The sequence below is a fragment of the Antarcticibacterium sp. 1MA-6-2 genome (genome assembly GCF_021535135.1).
Lineage (GTDB): Bacteria > Bacteroidota > Bacteroidia > Flavobacteriales > Flavobacteriaceae > Gillisia.
Genome location: NZ_CP091036.1, coordinates 1,856,282 through 1,873,368 on the forward strand (window position 1 = coordinate 1,856,282; position 17,087 = coordinate 1,873,368).

18 protein-coding genes and 1 pseudogene are annotated in these 17,087 nt (G+C 36.8%); 4 read left to right on the forward strand and 15 right to left on the reverse strand.

The genetic code is table 11. The features are described 5' to 3' along the window. Window positions 1-66: 66 nt before the first annotated feature. Window positions 67-759: a CPBP family glutamic-type intramembrane protease gene (locus LZ575_RS09365; RefSeq protein ID WP_235330406.1), complete on the reverse strand. Its 693-nt coding sequence runs from the start codon at window positions 757-759 to the stop codon at window positions 67-69. A gap of 236 nt (window positions 760-995) precedes the next feature. Between LZ575_RS09365 and LZ575_RS09370 the strand changes: the two genes are divergently transcribed. Continuing rightward, window positions 996-1,349, forward strand: a complete 354-nt coding sequence (locus tag LZ575_RS09370) for a hypothetical protein (RefSeq protein WP_235330407.1) — start codon at window positions 996-998, stop codon at window positions 1,347-1,349. Between the two features lie 263 nt (window positions 1,350-1,612). Here the strand turns inward: LZ575_RS09370 and LZ575_RS09375 are convergent, their stop codons facing one another. The 3 genes from LZ575_RS09375 to LZ575_RS09385 all read right to left on the reverse strand — a co-directional run bounded on the left by LZ575_RS09375 (window position 1,613) and on the right by LZ575_RS09385 (window position 3,352). Continuing rightward, entirely contained in the window at window positions 1,613-2,119 is a 507-nt protein-coding gene (locus LZ575_RS09375) for a hypothetical protein (protein ID WP_235330408.1), read from the reverse strand. Between the two features lie 51 nt (window positions 2,120-2,170). Then, window positions 2,171-2,887, reverse strand: a complete 717-nt coding sequence (locus LZ575_RS09380; protein ID WP_235330409.1) for an integrase core domain-containing protein — start codon at window positions 2,885-2,887, stop codon at window positions 2,171-2,173. 69 nt (window positions 2,888-2,956) lie between these two features. Beyond that, window positions 2,957-3,352: a helix-turn-helix domain-containing protein gene (locus LZ575_RS09385; RefSeq protein WP_235330410.1), complete on the reverse strand. Its 396-nt coding sequence runs from the start codon at window positions 3,350-3,352 to the stop codon at window positions 2,957-2,959. 267 nt (window positions 3,353-3,619) lie between these two features. On the opposite strand from LZ575_RS09385, the gene LZ575_RS09390 reads away from it, so the two are divergent. Continuing rightward, window positions 3,620-4,675, forward strand: a complete 1,056-nt coding sequence (locus tag LZ575_RS09390; RefSeq protein WP_235330411.1) for an IS110 family transposase — start codon at window positions 3,620-3,622, stop codon at window positions 4,673-4,675. 793 nt (window positions 4,676-5,468) lie between these two features. Here the strand turns inward: LZ575_RS09390 and LZ575_RS09395 are convergent. From LZ575_RS09395 to LZ575_RS09410, 4 genes are all read right to left on the reverse strand, one after another. Then, entirely contained in the window at window positions 5,469-5,825 is a 357-nt protein-coding gene (locus tag LZ575_RS09395; RefSeq protein WP_235330412.1) for a type II toxin-antitoxin system HigA family antitoxin, read from the reverse strand. A 1-nt stretch (window position 5,826) separates the two neighbouring features. Beyond that, entirely contained in the window at window positions 5,827-6,120 is a 294-nt protein-coding gene (locus LZ575_RS09400) for a type II toxin-antitoxin system HigB family toxin (RefSeq protein WP_235330413.1), read from the reverse strand. 106 nt (window positions 6,121-6,226) lie between these two features. Continuing rightward, on the reverse strand, window positions 6,227-6,943 hold the full coding sequence (locus tag LZ575_RS09405; RefSeq protein ID WP_235330409.1) for an integrase core domain-containing protein: 717 nt from the start codon (window positions 6,941-6,943) through the stop codon (window positions 6,227-6,229). Beyond that, window positions 6,943-7,407, reverse strand: a complete 465-nt coding sequence (locus LZ575_RS09410) for a helix-turn-helix domain-containing protein (protein ID WP_235330414.1) — start codon at window positions 7,405-7,407, stop codon at window positions 6,943-6,945. The genes LZ575_RS09405 and LZ575_RS09410 overlap by 1 nt, the downstream gene beginning before the upstream one ends. A 410-nt stretch (window positions 7,408-7,817) precedes the next feature. Between LZ575_RS09410 and LZ575_RS09415 the strand changes: the two are divergent. Both LZ575_RS09415 and LZ575_RS09420 read left to right on the forward strand, forming a co-directional pair. Beyond that, a pseudogene (locus LZ575_RS09415) lies at window positions 7,818-8,783 on the forward strand (IS110 family transposase). Between the two features lie 82 nt (window positions 8,784-8,865). Beyond that, window positions 8,866-10,449: an IS1182 family transposase gene (locus LZ575_RS09420; RefSeq protein WP_235329611.1), complete on the forward strand. Its 1,584-nt coding sequence runs from the start codon at window positions 8,866-8,868 to the stop codon at window positions 10,447-10,449. Between the two features lie 79 nt (window positions 10,450-10,528). On the opposite strand, the gene LZ575_RS09425 is transcribed toward LZ575_RS09420, so the two are convergent. The 7 genes from LZ575_RS09425 to LZ575_RS09455 form a co-directional block, all read right to left on the reverse strand. Then, window positions 10,529-11,035, reverse strand: a complete 507-nt coding sequence (locus tag LZ575_RS09425; RefSeq protein WP_235330415.1) for a hypothetical protein — start codon at window positions 11,033-11,035, stop codon at window positions 10,529-10,531. A gap of 835 nt (window positions 11,036-11,870) precedes the next feature. Continuing rightward, the gene (locus LZ575_RS09430) at window positions 11,871-13,178 is read right to left on the reverse strand and encodes a right-handed parallel beta-helix repeat-containing protein (protein ID WP_235330416.1); all 1,308 of its coding nucleotides are present in this window, start codon (window positions 13,176-13,178) and stop codon (window positions 11,871-11,873) included. An 83-nt stretch (window positions 13,179-13,261) separates the two neighbouring features. Then, window positions 13,262-13,987 (reverse strand): hypothetical protein, encoded by a 726-nt coding sequence (locus tag LZ575_RS09435; protein ID WP_235330417.1) that lies wholly within the window; start codon window positions 13,985-13,987, stop codon window positions 13,262-13,264. A gap of 82 nt (window positions 13,988-14,069) precedes the next feature. Then, the gene (locus tag LZ575_RS09440; RefSeq protein WP_235330418.1) at window positions 14,070-14,258 is read right to left on the reverse strand and encodes a hypothetical protein; all 189 of its coding nucleotides are present in this window, start codon (window positions 14,256-14,258) and stop codon (window positions 14,070-14,072) included. 88 nt (window positions 14,259-14,346) lie between these two features. Continuing rightward, complete coding sequence (locus LZ575_RS22470) at window positions 14,347-15,603, reverse strand: alpha-L-fucosidase (protein ID WP_255702908.1); 1,257 nt, start codon at window positions 15,601-15,603, stop codon at window positions 14,347-14,349. A gap of 31 nt (window positions 15,604-15,634) precedes the next feature. Next, window positions 15,635-15,844 carry an alpha-L-fucosidase gene (locus LZ575_RS22475; protein WP_311196046.1) on the reverse strand — a complete coding sequence of 70 codons (210 nt, stop codon included), beginning with the start codon at window positions 15,842-15,844 and terminating at the stop codon, window positions 15,635-15,637. A 571-nt stretch (window positions 15,845-16,415) separates the two neighbouring features. Further along, entirely contained in the window at window positions 16,416-17,084 is a 669-nt protein-coding gene (locus tag LZ575_RS09455) for a bifunctional 4-hydroxy-2-oxoglutarate aldolase/2-dehydro-3-deoxy-phosphogluconate aldolase (RefSeq protein WP_235330419.1), read from the reverse strand. Window positions 17,085-17,087: the final 3 nt, after the last annotated feature.

A 17,087-nucleotide genomic window follows, 5' to 3' on the forward strand; every position in this document is an offset into this window, starting at 1 on the left:
GTTGCTCGCACTGAGTTTCAAATCAAGACAGGGTAGAGCATTGTTTTTATAAGTTTGTAGCAATAGTTAATTTGCTATTACTAATACTAAGAATGGTATAACATTATTTTTACCGTGTAGTAAATAGCTTGAACTAAAGCTATACTTCGATATTATAAATGCAAAATAGAAACCGCCTATTGTTCTTCCAATAATCGATATAAAAGTCTGAACATTTATTGCTTCATAATTTAGCATATGGAGTAATCCAAAACTTATAGATGTTAGATAGATTAGTGCTAAATAATATTTTTTAATAAAATCATTAATGATTAAGCATATTTTACTGTTGAATAAATATAATATTTGAATTATAATTACTAATATTATTAAAACGGCACTCGCAATTTCATTTTTTAAATAAATTATACTTGAGAAAATTAATACTAGACTTATCAATCCTGAATAAATTTTTGATCTTGGAATTACCAACGGAGCTCTAAAAATAATTTCCTCAATGAAAGGAACAACTATGACGTAACTAAAAAATGTTCCCCAATTTAAAGAATCAAAATCTTCTTCATCAATAATATTTAAATCATAAAAATATGCCTTTACAAGACTGATTAAAATTCCTATTGTAAAAACAATTAAAAATAAAATGAAGAAATCTTTAAAATAATTTTCTTTATCTGTGGTTTTGCCTGTTTTTAAAAACCCAGAGAATTCCTTTAGCATTTTTATAAAATAGTTAATACCTTTTGAAATTATCAGTCCCAAAAAAAACTGATTTGTTACGATAATTTCAAAAATGTTGGTTAAAGCATATATTTTTCAAAGTTAAAGTCACATGCTTTACACTAGATGCTAACTTAGTCTATTTGATACTTCCGATCTCTTATTTTTCTTTTCCCTAAAGTAGCCTAAACTAAAAGTCCTGAATAAAGGTCTTACCACTTTCATTCCTCCAAACGGAACTTATAAAGGAGGACCTGAAGGATTCCAATATCTCAAAGATGGTAATTACTGGCTGTGCCCCCAGGGAAAAAAATCACCTTCCGCAATCAAAACGAAAAAGGGAAACCTATGGAATAACTATTTTACTACCAGATTCGACCTTATTGGTTGCCCTAAAGAAAAACCCGTATCGGGAAAAGTCACGAAAAAAGGATCAACATCACTACATTCCGGGAAGAATGCCAGCGGAATATCCAACGGTAAAAAGCAGGCGTGGCCGCTATGTGAAGAGCAAGCGACAAAGCACCGTAGAACCTGTTTTTATGACCCTTAAAGAATTCCTGGGCTTAAGAAAGGTAAATATCTCCAGGCCAACAAATGAATGCACTTTGCCTCCATTGCTTATAACCTGAGGAAGTACCTGAAGTTTACCACCAGGAAATTCAAGTCCGGGGCCAATTCCCTGCGAAATAGCCAAAACGCCGATCCTTCTTTTTTAATGGCTGAATTATTTACTTTTCAAGTTTTTTTAAGGCCTCTTTTTTCTCCACCTGAAGTTCAGTTATAAAAAACAGGACTCGCTTAAAAAGCGGCAAATTTTCTTGAAAATCTAGTTCAGAGAAGAAACTTACAGGCTTGTGCAACGGTTACTATTGTTGATCATAGTGCTTTTTTTTTAATCAATTGCTTCCCACTTTTTTATAGATTCCACTTTACTATTTTTAAATTTTATAATCATTGAGTGGAATTTCCAACCTATTCCATGACCTTCCCTACCTAAATTGTAATTCCAAATGGATGAAGTGTCCTTTTCTAAATCGAATGGATTGTAAGGTTCTCCAAGTAGGTTAAAAATTTCATTTTTTGTTCTTCCAATTAAGGTGTCGCTTTGAACTAAATTGGTAAACATCTCATGTCTATCATGAATGTTTTCACTCCAACTCCTCTTATTAAATTCTCTTGTTGGGTGATATTCATAGAAGAAGAAAGCTAAAATTGTCAGAATTATTAAATTATATATGAAAGGTGTTAAAATTAGCGTGGATAAGGTTGTCAGGAGAATTTTGATTTTTCCATTTTTATACCATCTGCTCAGTACTCTATAGATAAAATAGAATATCACGGATCCTAAGATCAGAAGGTAAAACCAATTCTTTAAAAAATCTATATGGGTTTCAAACATTTTTATCATGTTCGTTAAGGCACATAGTTTACAAAGTTAAAGGCACATCCTTTACACTAGATTCTGACTTAGCCTAATTGATACTTGTTTGTCTCTTATTTTCTTTTCGTTAAAGTAACCTAAAAATACTTCTCTGTAAAATACCCTCCAGATTCCGTTTCCCTGGTCTTCTACTCCAATGTATTTTCCCTTAAGTCCTGAGGTTAAAAATACCCAGTACACCGACTTCCACCTTAGTGATCCGTTTTGACATACTTTCATCACTTTCATGGTTGCAGGATAGTCATAATTGCGGACTTTTTCAGGGTACGGCCTGGTAGAAAAATCATGGCAATCGGCAGGTGTTTTCATTCCTAAAGATTCATGAGGCCTAACGTGGTTGTATTCTTTTACAAAGCGGTTTAAACTACGTTGTTGAGCCTTCAGATCGAATGATGAAGGTTTTGCGCAAGCTGCCTTTAAATCACGGTGCATACGCTCGTGACGCCCATTTTGATCTGGTCGTGCCGGGTCGGAATAAACCGGGTCAATTCCTAACTCGATAAACCAGTAGGACAGCCTGGTATATCTTTGAATAGCAGACACAGATCCAAAGGGACTTCCATTGTCGGTATGTATTTGTTTTGGGATGCCATACTTTCTGAAAACCTTTGTAAACTCTTGCTTGACAGACTGAAAGTTCTCTTTATAATGTCCTTTCGCTGTAAACAAAAACCTGCTCTTAGAATCAGCAATGGTAAGTGGATGACAGTATATTTTGTTGCCCATTAAAAACTTTCCTTTATAGTCTGCGCTCCAAACTTCATTGCACTTCTTGGGATCAAAAATGGGGAATACTTACTTAACTCTGCGGCTTCTCTTTTGAGATTTAACCAGGCCATTTTTAAAGAGGATGTTATGGACAGTGACCACACTTGGAATAAGTTCTGCCGGATGCTCTTTAAACAACAAAATGCGGATCTTTTTAGCACCCCAGAGCATATGTTTGTCCTTGAGTTTCAGTATCGAACTTTCAACTTTAGAATTGGTCCTGTTGGGATGATTAATTGGCGCTCTTTCTTGTTCAATTAATCCTGATAATCCCATTTTTTCATAGCGGGAAATCAACTTGTAAGCAGTTGGCCGGGATATATTAAATGACCTACAAAGTTCTGTGATGGTGTAATTTTGAGTTAACCATTCGTGAATGAATTCTACCTTTTGTTCCATTTTAGTTTTTGCTTTCCAGACCATGATAAATCACTTTTTCAAGTAATTTATGAATCTTAAAAGTGTAAACTATGTCCCTTTAACTCTGTAAAGGATGTCCCTTTACCGTACCTCATTATCTACAACGTCTCGTATAAAAACTGTGTGAGCTTGCGAGCTTGATTGTCCGCAGGACAATCCGCTAAGCAAGCAAGCAGGAAGTTTTGATTCAGACTGATTTAAGCATTATTTTTAGCATCAATGAAAAAGCAGTAATCGAGTATCTTTAAAATTCACCATAAATCTAAAGATATGAAAACCCGAATTACTGCTTTACCAAAGCTATTCATTGGAATTGATATCCACAAGAGAAGCTGGAAAATACACTGCAGCACAGATCTTTTTTCCGGTAAATCTTTTACTATGCCTCCCGATCCTGAGAAATTACGGGAATATGTTCAAAAACATTTTCCAGGCCACCAGGTTTCCACTGCTTATGAAGCTGGATGCTGTGGTTATTCAGCTCACCACAGCTTTGAAAGCTTTGGCTGGAAATCTCTTGTGGTGAATCCAGCCGATATTCAACGAAAGGGAAAAGAACGGTATACCAAAACCGACCGAATCGATGCACAACTCATTAGCAGGGAACTTAAAGACGGTCGACTCGTAAGTATCATTGTCCCTGATAAAAAACGCGGAGAACTTAGAAGCCTATTCCGTCGTCGCAATGAACTGGTGAAAGATCTGCGACGGATTAAATCTGTGATTAAAATGCAATTGCTTTACTACGGAGTTAAGGTTCCACCGGAGTTTGATAATGATCACTGGAGCCACCAATTCCGCCAATGGGTAGATACCCAGGAGTTTTTGTATGGCACTGCCAGAGAATGTCTGGCCAGTAAGATGCGAAGTTTTCGATTTATAGATAAAGAACTTCGTGATGTTTCAAGTCACTTAAGAGCCTACTGTCGCAAACATTTTAAAAAAGATTACTACCTGCTAAAAAGCATCCCCGGTATTGGAGGTATCGTAGCAGTTGGAATTATTGCAGAACTGGGAGATTTAAGACGTTTCAGTAATCTAAAACACCTCTCAGGGTATGTAGGTCTGGCTCCCGTCATACATCAAAGTGGAGCTAATTCAAAGTCTCCGGGAATGAATCCTCGGTGCCACAGGCTTATGCGTTCCTATTTCGTTGAAGCTGCCTGGCAGGCAATAAGAACAGATCCAGTAATGCAGGCTTACTATCGCCAGCACCTGGGAAAGGATGTCAAGAAAATAATAGTCAAGGTAGCTCACAAGTTATTGAGCAGAACTTTAGCCGTGATTAAAACTGAAACCCCATACGAAATTGGGGTCGTAGCATAATCTATTAAACTAGTGACCAAGCTCAAAATATTAAAAGTCTATACCACAGAACAACATAGGTGGCCATTGTGGATCACATTTTTTAGCTAGTGGATAGACTTATTTAACCAATCAAAGAGATGCTGGTGGCACTGATTAGAAGTGACCACATATAGGATGCGGAGCGGGTTATTTTGCATAGAATTTCTACTGAAGCCAAGCTTCATCAAAAATTCAACGCGCGAAAAATATAAACTATTGAAATAAAGAGAATTAAATATTAAATTTGGAAGAGAAGCCGATTATTGCTTTTCATAGGATATGTTGTTGGCTGTAGTTTAATCTAACATTAATACTCTATCCGCTATGCCCAGTGCGGTTTTAAAATAGAAATAAGAAATAGGAATATTAATTAGTAACATTAATATTGTTATAAAAATCTGATTTCGGTAACCATTAGAGGTAAAAACCTTATATAAAAGTCGGATCAGGTATATAATGTTTACCGGAATGGCTATTAAAAGAAAAAGCATTCCAACCAGAGTAAATACCATTAATTCTGTCCGATAAAACAACAGGAAAATAATCGTCCCAATAATGAAGGAACCAATTGCTATTTTCTGACTATTATTAGTGAGATCCAAATGTTCTTTACTTAAAATCATTTAAATATTTTTTAAAATTAGCCTTTCTAATTAATAGTTCTGCCGTATTACAGCCAACGCCTCGTATAAAAATCGGTTGCCTTATTCATAAAGTTGCTTGGCAACTGTTTTTTATACATGGTTGCCTTTAGTGCTTTCCGCACAATTGCTCAATAATCCTGGATCAAAACCTCAGTTGGGATATGCAATTTGGCGTTCAGTTTTCTTATCATTTCCAGAGTCAGTTTGCGCTTTTTGTTCATTATTTCACTAACCCGACTTTTAAAACCAATCATCTCAACCAAATCCTTTTGTTTTAAGCCCATTTGCTCCATTCTGAAATTGATTGCCGAAATTGGGTCAGGCATTCCAATCGGGAAATTCTCATTTTCATAGTTGTCAATAACGATTGCTAAAATTTCCAGTTCGTCGCCTTCATCAGTTCCTCTTTTCGCATCAAAAATAACTTCCAAACGCTCAAGTGCTTTTTGGTAGTCCGCTTCATTTCTAATCGGTTTTATTTTCATCTTAAATTTCGTTTGCGTTAATCTTATCGTATTCTGCGTGCGTTCCAATAAACCTTATCCACGCAAGTTGATATTCAAAATTGAATTTGACAATCAGTCGGTAATCGTTCCCTTTGATATTGAAAACAATCCGATTATCTTTTAAAATACTTGCGCTTGGATATTCATTTTTAAGTTCGTTAATCGATGACCAATTCGATTTCTCGGTTTCACGATACCACGTTTTTAGCTGAAGTTCACAATCGCCGTGCTTTTCCCAAAAATCACGTATTGTTCCTCTCGAAAATATTTTCACATCAAATTATTTGAAGCAAAGATAATAAAAAAGTTACCAAAACGATAACTTTTATTTCTCCCATGTTCGTTAAGGCACATAGTTTACAAAGTTAAAGGCACATCCTTTACACTAGATTCTGACTTAGCCTAATTGATACTTGTTTGTCTCTTATTTTCTTTTCGTTAAAGTAACCTAAAAATACTTCTCTGTAAAATACCCTCCAGATTCCGTTTCCCTGGTCTTCTACTCCAATGTATTTTCCCTTAAGTCCTGAGGTTAAAAATACCCAGTACACCGACTTCCACCTTAGTGATCCGTTTTGACATACTTTCATCACTTTCATGGTTGCAGGATAGTCATAATTGCGGACTTTTTCAGGGTACGGCCTGGTAGAAAAATCATGGCAATCGGCAGGTGTTTTCATTCCTAAAGATTCATGAGGCCTAACGTGGTTGTATTCTTTTACAAAGCGGTTTAAACTACGTTGTTGAGCCTTCAGATCGAATGATGAAGGTTTTGCGCAAGCTGCCTTTAAATCACGGTGCATACGCTCGTGACGCCCATTTTGATCTGGTCGTGCCGGGTCGGAATAAACCGGGTCAATTCCTAACTCGATAAACCAGTAGGACAGCCTGGTATATCTTTGAATAGCAGACACAGATCCAAAGGGACTTCCATTGTCGGTATGTATTTGTTTTGGGATGCCATACTTTCTGAAAACCTTTGTAAACTCTTGCTTGACAGACTGAAAGTTCTCTTTATAATGTCCTTTCGCTGTAAACAAAAACCTGCTCTTAGAATCAGCAATGGTAAGTGGATGACAGTATATTTTGTTGCCCATTAAAAACTTTCCTTTATAGTCTGCGCTCCAAACTTCATTGCACTTCTTGGGATCAAAAATGGGGAATACTGCTTAACTCTGCGGCTTCTCTTTTGAGATTTAACCAGGCCATTTTTAAAGAGGATGTTATGGACAGTGACCACACTTGGAATAAGTTCTGCCGGATGCTCTTTAAACAACAAAATGCGGATCTTTTTAGCACCCCAGAGCATATGTTTGTCCTTGAGTTTCAGTATCGAACTTTCAACTTTAGAATTGGTCCTGTTGGGATGATTAATTGGCGCTCTTTCTTGTTCAATTAATCCTGATAATCCCATTTTTTCATAGCGGGAAATCAACTTGTAAGCAGTTGGCCGGGATATATTAAATGACCTACAAAGTTCTGTGATGGTGTAATTTTGAGTTAACCATTCGTGAATGAATTCTACCTTTTGTTCCATTTTAGTTTTTGCTTTCCAGACCATGATAAATCACTTTTTCAAGTAATTTATGAATCTTAAAAGTGTAAACTATGTCCCTTTAACTCTGTAAAGGATGTCCCTTTACCGTACCTCATTATCTACAACGTCTCGTATAAAAACTGTGTGAGCTTGCGAGCTTGATTGTCCGCAGGACAATCCGCTAAGCAAGCAAGCACGGAGTTTCGATTCAAGAACAAATTAAGCATCTTAAGTTTGATTTCTTAACTTATACGTACTAATCAGAAAGAACAAAAGAGAGGATTAAGGTTATATTAAGCATGGGAATAATAAATTCCGTAAACATTGAAAACCCCCTCTCTTTTCTACTTCAATTTCGTTCAGTTCTATGAGACTTTGATCTCGTTTTTAAGATGTTGAAAGCAAAGTAGACGTCCTTTCCTAATCAATTATCTATGAATAAATGTAACCAAATTTATGGAGTAGACATTAGTAAAAATGTTTTTGATGTTGTAGACTCTAAAGGAAAACATTATCAGTTCAATAACGATGGTAATGGGTTTAAAGCCTTTCAAAAAGCTCTTCCTGCCGATGGCTTGGTGGTAATGGAGGCTACAGGATATTATCATTACTGGTTAGCTTAATTCCTTTATGAAGAAGGTGTAATGGTTTCCGTTGTAAATCCGCTGTCAGTTAAGAGATTTATTCAAATGAAATTATCTAAGGTAAAAACAGATAAATCTGATGCTAAAGCTATCTGTGAATATGCCACGGTAAATGAGGTTCCATTATATACTGCAAAAGACAAGAACCAGGCAGAATGCCTACAGCTCCTGCGCCTGATCGATACTTACTTAAAACAAAGCACAGCTATTAAGAATAAGCTGCATGGAGAGAAAACGCTGGGGAAACCGTCTAAAACAGTTTATCATTCTTTAAACCGCTCTCTAAAAGCCGTGCAGAAAGAAATCCAGATCCTGGAGGACCGCCTATTTGAGATCGTTAAAGAGGAACAACAGAAACAGTTAACTCTACTTAAAAGCATTCCGGGTTTAGGCAAAAAAACTGCTATTATGTTAATCGTTTTGACTGATGGTTTTTCCAACTTTGAAAAGGCCAGCCAACTCTGTAGCTACACCGGGATTACTCCTACACTACGCCAATCAGGAAGTAGCGTGAGGGGTCGAAGCCGAATAACCAAAATAGGCAATACAAAACTCAGAAACCTTTTGTTTATGTGTAGTTTTTCAGCCAGTAAACACAACAAGGCCTGCAGGGAGATCTATGAACGAATTATAGCAAAAGGGAAAAGTAAAAAACTGGCTCTTATCGCTGTATGTAATAAGCTACTGAAACAGGCATTTGCTATCGCTAAATCAGGTTTGCCTTATGAAGAAAATTTTGTTTCGAAATTAGCTTAGAGAACTTGTTTTTTAACTCAGTTCTTTGTTTTTATATACTGTGCCTGTTGCACAAGTTACCGAAATTAGGTAATTTCATGGAATGCAAGGCAAAAAAGACTATCAGGAAAAACTCTTCACTTCCTTTAGGTTAAGTGATCGAATCCCAAAAGAAAATTTTTATCGCAGGTTAAAAGAGGCTCTCAACCTGGATTTCCTTTATCCACTCACCCACCAGTTCTATGGGGAGAGCGGACAAAAAAGTATCGACCCCGTGGTGTATTTCAAGATCTGCCTGGTGGGATATCTTGAGAATATTACTACAGATCGTGGCGTAATGGATCATTGTGCAATGCGGCTGGACATCCTTTATTTCCTTGGGTATGATGTAGATGAAGAACTACCCTGGCACAGCACCATAAGCCGTACCCGAAAGCTTTTTAACGATGATGTCTTTGAGGAAGTATTCACCCGGGTTTTTAAACTATGTGTAGAAGCAGGATTGGTAAGCGGGCATACACAAGCCATTGATTCAGCTCCTGTTAAAGCCAATGCTTCTATGGATAGCCTGGAGCTTAAAGTCCCGGCAGAAGATCTTGAAGAGCATCTCTCAAAGCTGCGTGTGCAAAGCAGCAGGGACCGAAAAGCCAAAGAGAACAAAGCCCCTAAAGAACAACAGGAAATTACCGCCAGTAAACAAGAATTACAGGAAATTAAGAGCCGTAATAAAAGATGGAGTAAGGACCAGGATATGAAACCCGGTGCAAAGAACAAAGGCAGTAAATATACCAGCAACAAAACCCACTACAGCCCCACAGATCCTGATGCAAGGATCAGTGTCAAACCCGGAAAAGCCAGGAAACTTAACTACCTCTGCAATATAGCCGTAGATACTAAAGCCCACGTAATAACAGATGTACAGGCCTACCATGCAGATAAGAAAGACACAAAATATTTAAAGGATACTGTTACAAGATTGAACAGGCGTTTACGCAGGGAAGGATTGATCTGGGAAAATCTGCTGGCAGATGCAGGTTATAGCAGTGGGGAGAATTATGCATACCTGGAAAATAAAGGTCTTACACCCTATATTCCACCACACGGCACTTACAAAGGAGGACCTGAAGGGTTCCAATATTTTAAAGAGGGCAACTACTGGCTGTGCCCGCAAGGAAAAAAGGTAACCTTCCGGAAGCAGAAAATGGAGAATGGAAACTTAAAGGATAACTATTTTACTACAAGAGCAGATTGTAAAGACTGCCCAATAAAAAAAGCCTGCATTGGCAAGAGCCACGAAAAAAGGATCAATATTACCGCCTTTCGGGAAGAATACGAAAGAAATATTGAACGGGTAAAAAGCAGGCGTGGCCGCTATATGAAAGGCAAACGACAAGGCACGGTAGAACCCGTTTTTGGTACCCTTAAAGAATTCCTGGGACTAAGAAAAGTAAATACCATCGGAATTCGCCAGGCCAACAAATGTATGCACCTGGCCGCCATTGCGTATAACCTGAAGAAGTACCTGAAGTTTACCACAAGGAAAGTCAAGTCCGGGGCAAATGCCCTGCAAAAATGCCAAGACGCCGCTCCTTCTATTATAAAAGCTGAATTAATGGCTTTTCAAGCTGTTTTGATCCTCCTTTTTTCTTCCCAAAAAGTGTTTGTGAATAGAGCATCACTTGCTTAAAAAGCTTTAAATATAATAGGAAATCTTGTTTGTAGAGGAAATTATAGGCTTGTGCAACGGTTACTAGTGTTGGCAATAGTTATTTTCGTACATCTTTCTCAAATCGCTGCAGAGTGACTTTATCTCTATTTTTGGAGTAATGACCATAAACTTTTTGTAAGTCGTTATCTACTTCTAAGTAGTCAGTCCAGCAACTAAAAAATTCGTAATCCGAAAGGTTTTCATTTTCTTGTTGTTCCTTCACTTTTTCTGGAGCTATCAGATAATATTTTCCAACTTCAAAATTTGCGGTGTATGGTCGGCATAAAGCTCCGTTGTCTCCCCATATTTTAATCTGGCTCCTGGTTTCTTCTCCTTTATATTTTTTGATTATTTCAACAGTCATAGATAAGGGCATAGATCCGTCGTATCCCAGAATTTCCTCTTCTAAATAGTCCGAATATTCCGCCACTTTGACTAAAGCAACAAAATCAACAGTATGGGCAATATTTATAAAACTGCAATCACCTTCACATTCACAATCGCAAGCAAATGTTGTGTAGGAGAACAACAATAACATAACTGTCAAAAAATTCTTTTTATTCATTTCCCTATAATTATTGCCAACGTATGTATATATGTAATTATACATATATAAAATAATATTTAGAAATAAACACAGTATTACATTTATATCTACCTTGTCTTTAGTGGTTAATCTGGCCTATTTTAATTGGAAAAAAATAAAAAGAACTGCCTATAATTCCTCCACGCCTCCGGCCTTCTGACTCCCATACGGGATCACCATTTCCCGCTAATATATGTTAAAAAAATTATAATATTATAATCACGGGTCTTCACCAGATTTCTCCCCCACCGCTTTTCGGGATTGTAAAAAGGTGAAGCTTGTTCAAAAGGTCCTGAACACATAGAAAAAGTATAGGAAATTGAGGAACTTTACAATTCGCAGGGAATAGTAACAAAAATATCATTTTTTGTATAGGGGGGAAACTTTTCCTATTAGGGACCGAAAAGCTAACTAATTGAAACAATAATAATTTAATATGAGCTCCCTATAAAATAAAAAACCACACAAATCCTAAGATTTGCGTGGTTTGGTTGCTAATTGTTATTAGCTTTAGTGACCTTGCCAGGATTCAAACCTAACTTGCGCAACATAGTATTAGAAGTGATTCTTGTGATATAAAAACACAGGGTAACCTTTTAGGTAACTTTAATTTTGAACTTATTTGTGATATTTTGGCTTCAATTAAGTAAAAATAGTCAATTTATTTTACATCCATTTAGTTTCCAATTGCTGTAATGCTTACTATCACTAACCTGTCAAATATTATATCCGAGTAAAGGTGGCAACTCCATTGTTTAAACCACTTGAACATCTTAATAAGTCATCTCGTAAGTTAAAATTCCAAATAACCATTTTAATTATCGTCCCACTTTTTCTTTTTTAATCCTATATGTTTTAGCCGTAAGTTTTTTAATCCAGGTATTTTATCAACTATATGCTCTGTAAACTCATCTTTGGTGTTCACATCTGGTAAGTTGTTAGTGGCGACAAAGTTAGAATCCACATACCCCAACCATTCCTTTTTGCCAATATATACCTCTTCCACATTAATAAAAACGTTGTCCGCGATTAGGTTTCCTGTTGGAATTTCCGCTTTTTCAAAATAGGTTTTAAGGCTTGGATATTGATCTACATATGGTGATTCTTTATAATGTACTGCTTCCATACGTTTTTGAAAAAGACCGCCATCTTCCAAAACCCACTTTGCCCATGTTTGTAATCTATTGCCCGTTCGTATTCCCACTTTACTTTCTATAAAGAAATTATTTTTATAGATGTTGTCAGATCCTCCGCCAATTAATACATTGAGTTTTCCGGCCTTGTAAAAAATATTATCCGTTACCAACAATCCAGAAGCAGCGTCGTCATGATACACAGCGCTTGTGTTATATTCATCAGGAATATTTGCAATATAATTGTACCTTACCACGGTGCCTCTTTCAGAAGGATCCCTGCCATAATAGATAGCCCCCATATCCTCTACCTCCAAACAAACATCGTGAATGTTATTGTATTCTATGGTGTGATTATTACCATGCATTAAAATGGCCATACTGGGCAAATCGTAAATTTCACATTGCAATACCTTATTGCCAACGCCTGTAAGGTGTACTGCTGGCCTATATGATTTTTCTATTCTGTTGATATCAAAAAATAAACAATTTTCCACAATGTTGTTCCCTGCCTCCAGAGTTAAACGATTTCCGCCCCCTAATGAGACTCCACCAGCTCCTAATTCAGAAAAAGTACAATTTACTATCTTGTTGTTGGAGCCACCTTCCCGATTAAAAGTGGTATTGCTATATAAATGCTGTAACAAACTGCCCACCACTCCAATCTTTGCAGTGCCTGTGCCTTCATGTCTATATTCTGAAAAGGGTTCTATACCCTTTCCAACAGTAATTCCCAAACTACCTAGGTTTCTAAAGGTGCATGCGTCAATGCTCACTTCTTTGGTATTGACCATAGATATTCCCATACCCCGGGAATTTTCAAAGCTTATCCCTTTGATCGTGATATTTTCGGCTCCATCCAAAATAAAAAAAGGAGTTTCCAAAATTGAAAAATCCAATGACGTCACTTCTTCCTTAGGTGGAATAAAATATAAAATTCCAGTTTCATGATCAATATAATATTCTCCGGGAGCATCTAATTCAGCCAAAATATTGATTCCATACCACTGCCTCCATGGTTTGCCATTCCCGAAACCATAAAGCGTGGATGAAGCCGTTTTTAAGGTTTCTTTTACAGTGTCAATTTTTTTATTTTCACCATATCATCTGCATAGCCGTGCATGAAATAACCAGACATCCAGATGTTTTTTTCCTTGGCCCAATTATTTATTCGCAGGGAATCATACTGAATTATTCCACCCCTATCTGAGAAATCGTCTTCACGTGGCACCGAGCCTTTATCTAATACCTTGCCCGTTGGAACCATGCCTTTATTTGGCCAACGCGCCAAATGCATTGCTTTCTTATTCACAAACAATTCTCCCCAGGCTGGACCGTAAGGACGTGAAAATCCAACATTGCGAAGTTCTCCATAATTTGTAATACCCGTTTTTTTTAAATTTACTTTGTGAACTTCCCGTTCTGGGTGATAACTATCACTGGGTAGTATATTTTTCTCAATTCGCTCTATAGGTATAGAAACACCCCCGTTAAATATAACCTCTTCCCCGGGATAGGCTTGTAGATCAATATTCGAAAAACTATTGTCAAGAAACACGGTTTTTTCAAACGTATAAGAGCCTTCTCTAAAAAATACTTTTACTTTTCCACTATCTTTCTTCAGTTTATTTGCCTTTTCCAAAGCTTTTTGAATGGACAATATTGGATCATTTTTAGATCCTTTTCCCATATCGCTTCCATTAACCGAAACATATATATGTTGAGCCAAAGCGAAACTTGAAGTCAATAAAAAACATAAAATTGCGAAGAGTGTTTTCGCGTAATTTAAAAAGTTCATATTTAATCTTTTTTAGTTTTAATTTTATAGCCTAATTCATGACTTTATCACAATATGCCAGTTCTCGAGATCTTTCTTTAATCTATACTTTTAAATAGGAAACTACGTCCCCTATTTTTATTTCAAAAACATTGACAAGACTATGGTTTGTAAAAAAGCTATCCAATTTCTTTACAATAAGATCAATTCCCTTAGCATCCAGTATGAAAGATTTAAAATGAATAGTTAGCCTCCCAATTCCATTCTGTATGCGAACCAGATAAAACTCCATTAGAGCTGGTTGATTGGCAACGAATAATAATATAGTGAGTCCACTATATTAACCTCCAATGGTTAGGAAATTTAGCTACTGAAATTATCTATTTTAAAATTTTAAAAGTGTAAGCATATTCCTCCTCGGGCTCCAAATTGTTCGGATTATAATTGGGTATTTCTATCACCATATCATCTCCTTCCTGATGCCAGCTTAAAATCTGTCCTGTACCCAAAAAGCTCACCTTCACCTTCGATTTGGGCTGAAAATCCCTGATACGGAGTTCTTTCTTCGGCCATTTGGGGGTTATGGCAAAATAAGCTTCCTCATTTTGAGTAAAAAATATTTCTTTTACCGCCTGACCTGATTTTGGTTTCAAGGTTTGTCGAATAATAAAATCACCTCCCAAGTAATGTCCTTCAGATTCTAGTTTTTTACTTCCTTTAGACCACTGGAAAGATTTTTTCCAGGGTCTTGTCGAAAAAATAGCTTCTCCATTCATCGATAACCATTTCCCCATTTGTAACAGTCGTTCTTGCATAATAGGAGGTATTTTTCCCCTAGCATCAGGACCTATATCTAGCAATAGGTTCCCGCCTGCAGACACAATGTTCACCAACATAAGCACTAAGGCTTGAGGCGAGTTGTAGTCCTTAGCATCTTCATTTTGGTTATATCCGAAGGAGAAGCCCATACCACGAGTTTCCTCCCAGGGCCGTTCAAATTCAGGAGCTTCAGCTTCATATTCGGTAGTAAAATAACCGCCATGTTTTTGCCTATCGTTTTTTCCCCATCTATCATTTACTACGATCGATTCTTTAACCTTAGATTCATTAAACAGCCAGGCCAAAAGCTCTTTTGATTTCCATTGCTCTGCAGTTATATCCCACTCTCCATCGCCATATAACAAGTCTGGTTTGTAGGTTTGTACCAAATCTTTGACTTGCGGTAAAAAATGTTCATCAACAAAACGTTCTTTATCGTTTTGCCACCAAGGATGGTACCACTCATATAAGGAATAATAGAGCCCCATTTTTAAACCAGCCGATTTTACCGATTGTGATAATTCACCAACCAAATCTTTTTTTGCACCAACTTCCATACTATTCCAGGGAAAACCTCTATCGTTGGCCTCTTTACTTGGCCATAATGTAAACCCATCATGATGCTTAGAGGTTAAAACAACGTAACGTGCTCCCGCTTTTTTAAATAAGGAACTCCACTCATCAGCTTCAAATAAATCAGCTTTAAACTTTTTTCCGAAGTCGTAATAGCTAAAATTTCTCCCATAGGTTTTATTATGATAATCGAACACCTCTTTTCCGGTAAAATCTCCATTTCCGAAAAGCGTTTTTTCCTGCAACCAGTACTGGTACCATTCCGAATAAGTACCCTTAGGCGACCAGGCTTAGCACCGAATAAGGACCCCAATGAATAAAAATTCCGAATTTAGCGTCTTGAAACCAATCTGCCACTGGCCTGGAATCTAAGGATTTCCAAGTTGGTTTATAATGCTCTTGCGCCTGCAAGGAAACCATACAGACGCTCAAGCAGGCTAATAAACATACTAATCCTCTTTTTTTAATAATTTGAGACATAATCATCTATTTTATTTTTTTAATAAAAACCTTTACTAAGTATTTTATACCAGAGAAATCAACCATCTCTCCATCCTAAATAGCTGCTTATCTGGTAGACATTTACTTTTATTTTCAATCAATTCCATACTCAATATTTAAGTATATCTACTTTTCCTGCCGTATACATAATTCGACTAGTATTGCTATTACCCAACAGTTTTAAGATTTTCTTGTCTGGTTTGAGCGGGTACATAGAATAATCTAAAGCTGTCGTGTTTAGGAGTTTTAATTATTTTGATCTCAATTTGGAAATTCTTCATAGGTTTCTATTATCTCCATTTACATTCGTCTAATATCTTATAGTTACCTCTCGCTTGCACAAGCGTATCGATTATTCCTTCTACAAAATACCTTATCTATTAAGCATAAAGTTAATCTCATTGAATTATAAATCTTTATATACTTCAACCTTATCGGAAACTTCAGCATTTTAAAAAAGCATATACCTTTTATCAAAGTTAAATTCAAAATCATTCTTATGCATGATTTCAAAAAGTTATAGTTACCCTCATTTAATAGGTTATAACTTTTTTAATTACTTTCTTATCTTCTGAATTAGCAGGATGGTATTGTGAACTTTTTTCTCTAGGTTTCCAAAATCCTTTTGTTCCAAAAGTTCTTTACTTATAAGTTGCGAGCCTATGCCCACACAGGTTGCGCTAGCTTTAAACCAGGCTCTAAGGTTCTCTTCTTCTGTAGTAACCCCTCCAGTGGGCATTATGGAGGTCCAAGGTTGTGGTCCTAAAATAGCTTTTATAAAGCCTGGACCAAAAGTATTCCCTGGAAACAGCTTAACCACCTCACAACCAATTTCTTCTGCTCTGGAAATTTCTGATAAGGTACCACAACCAGGTGACCACAATACTTTACGACGATTACAAACTTTTGCGATATCTTCCCTAAATACTGGTGTCACTATAAAATTGGCCCCTAAAGATAGATATAAAGAAGCGGAGGCAGCATCGGTTACAGAGCCTACTCCTAGCACCATCCCTGGCAAACAATCGTAAGCGTATTTATTGAGTTCACTAAAGACTTCATGGGCAAAATCTCCTCTTGCCGTGAACTCCAATAACCGAGCACCCCCATTATAACAAGCTTTTAGCACCTTTTTCCCTACTTCAATATCTGAATGGTAGAACAATGGCACTAAACCAGTATCCTTCATAATTTCTACTACTTCTATGCGTGAAAATTGCGACATTCT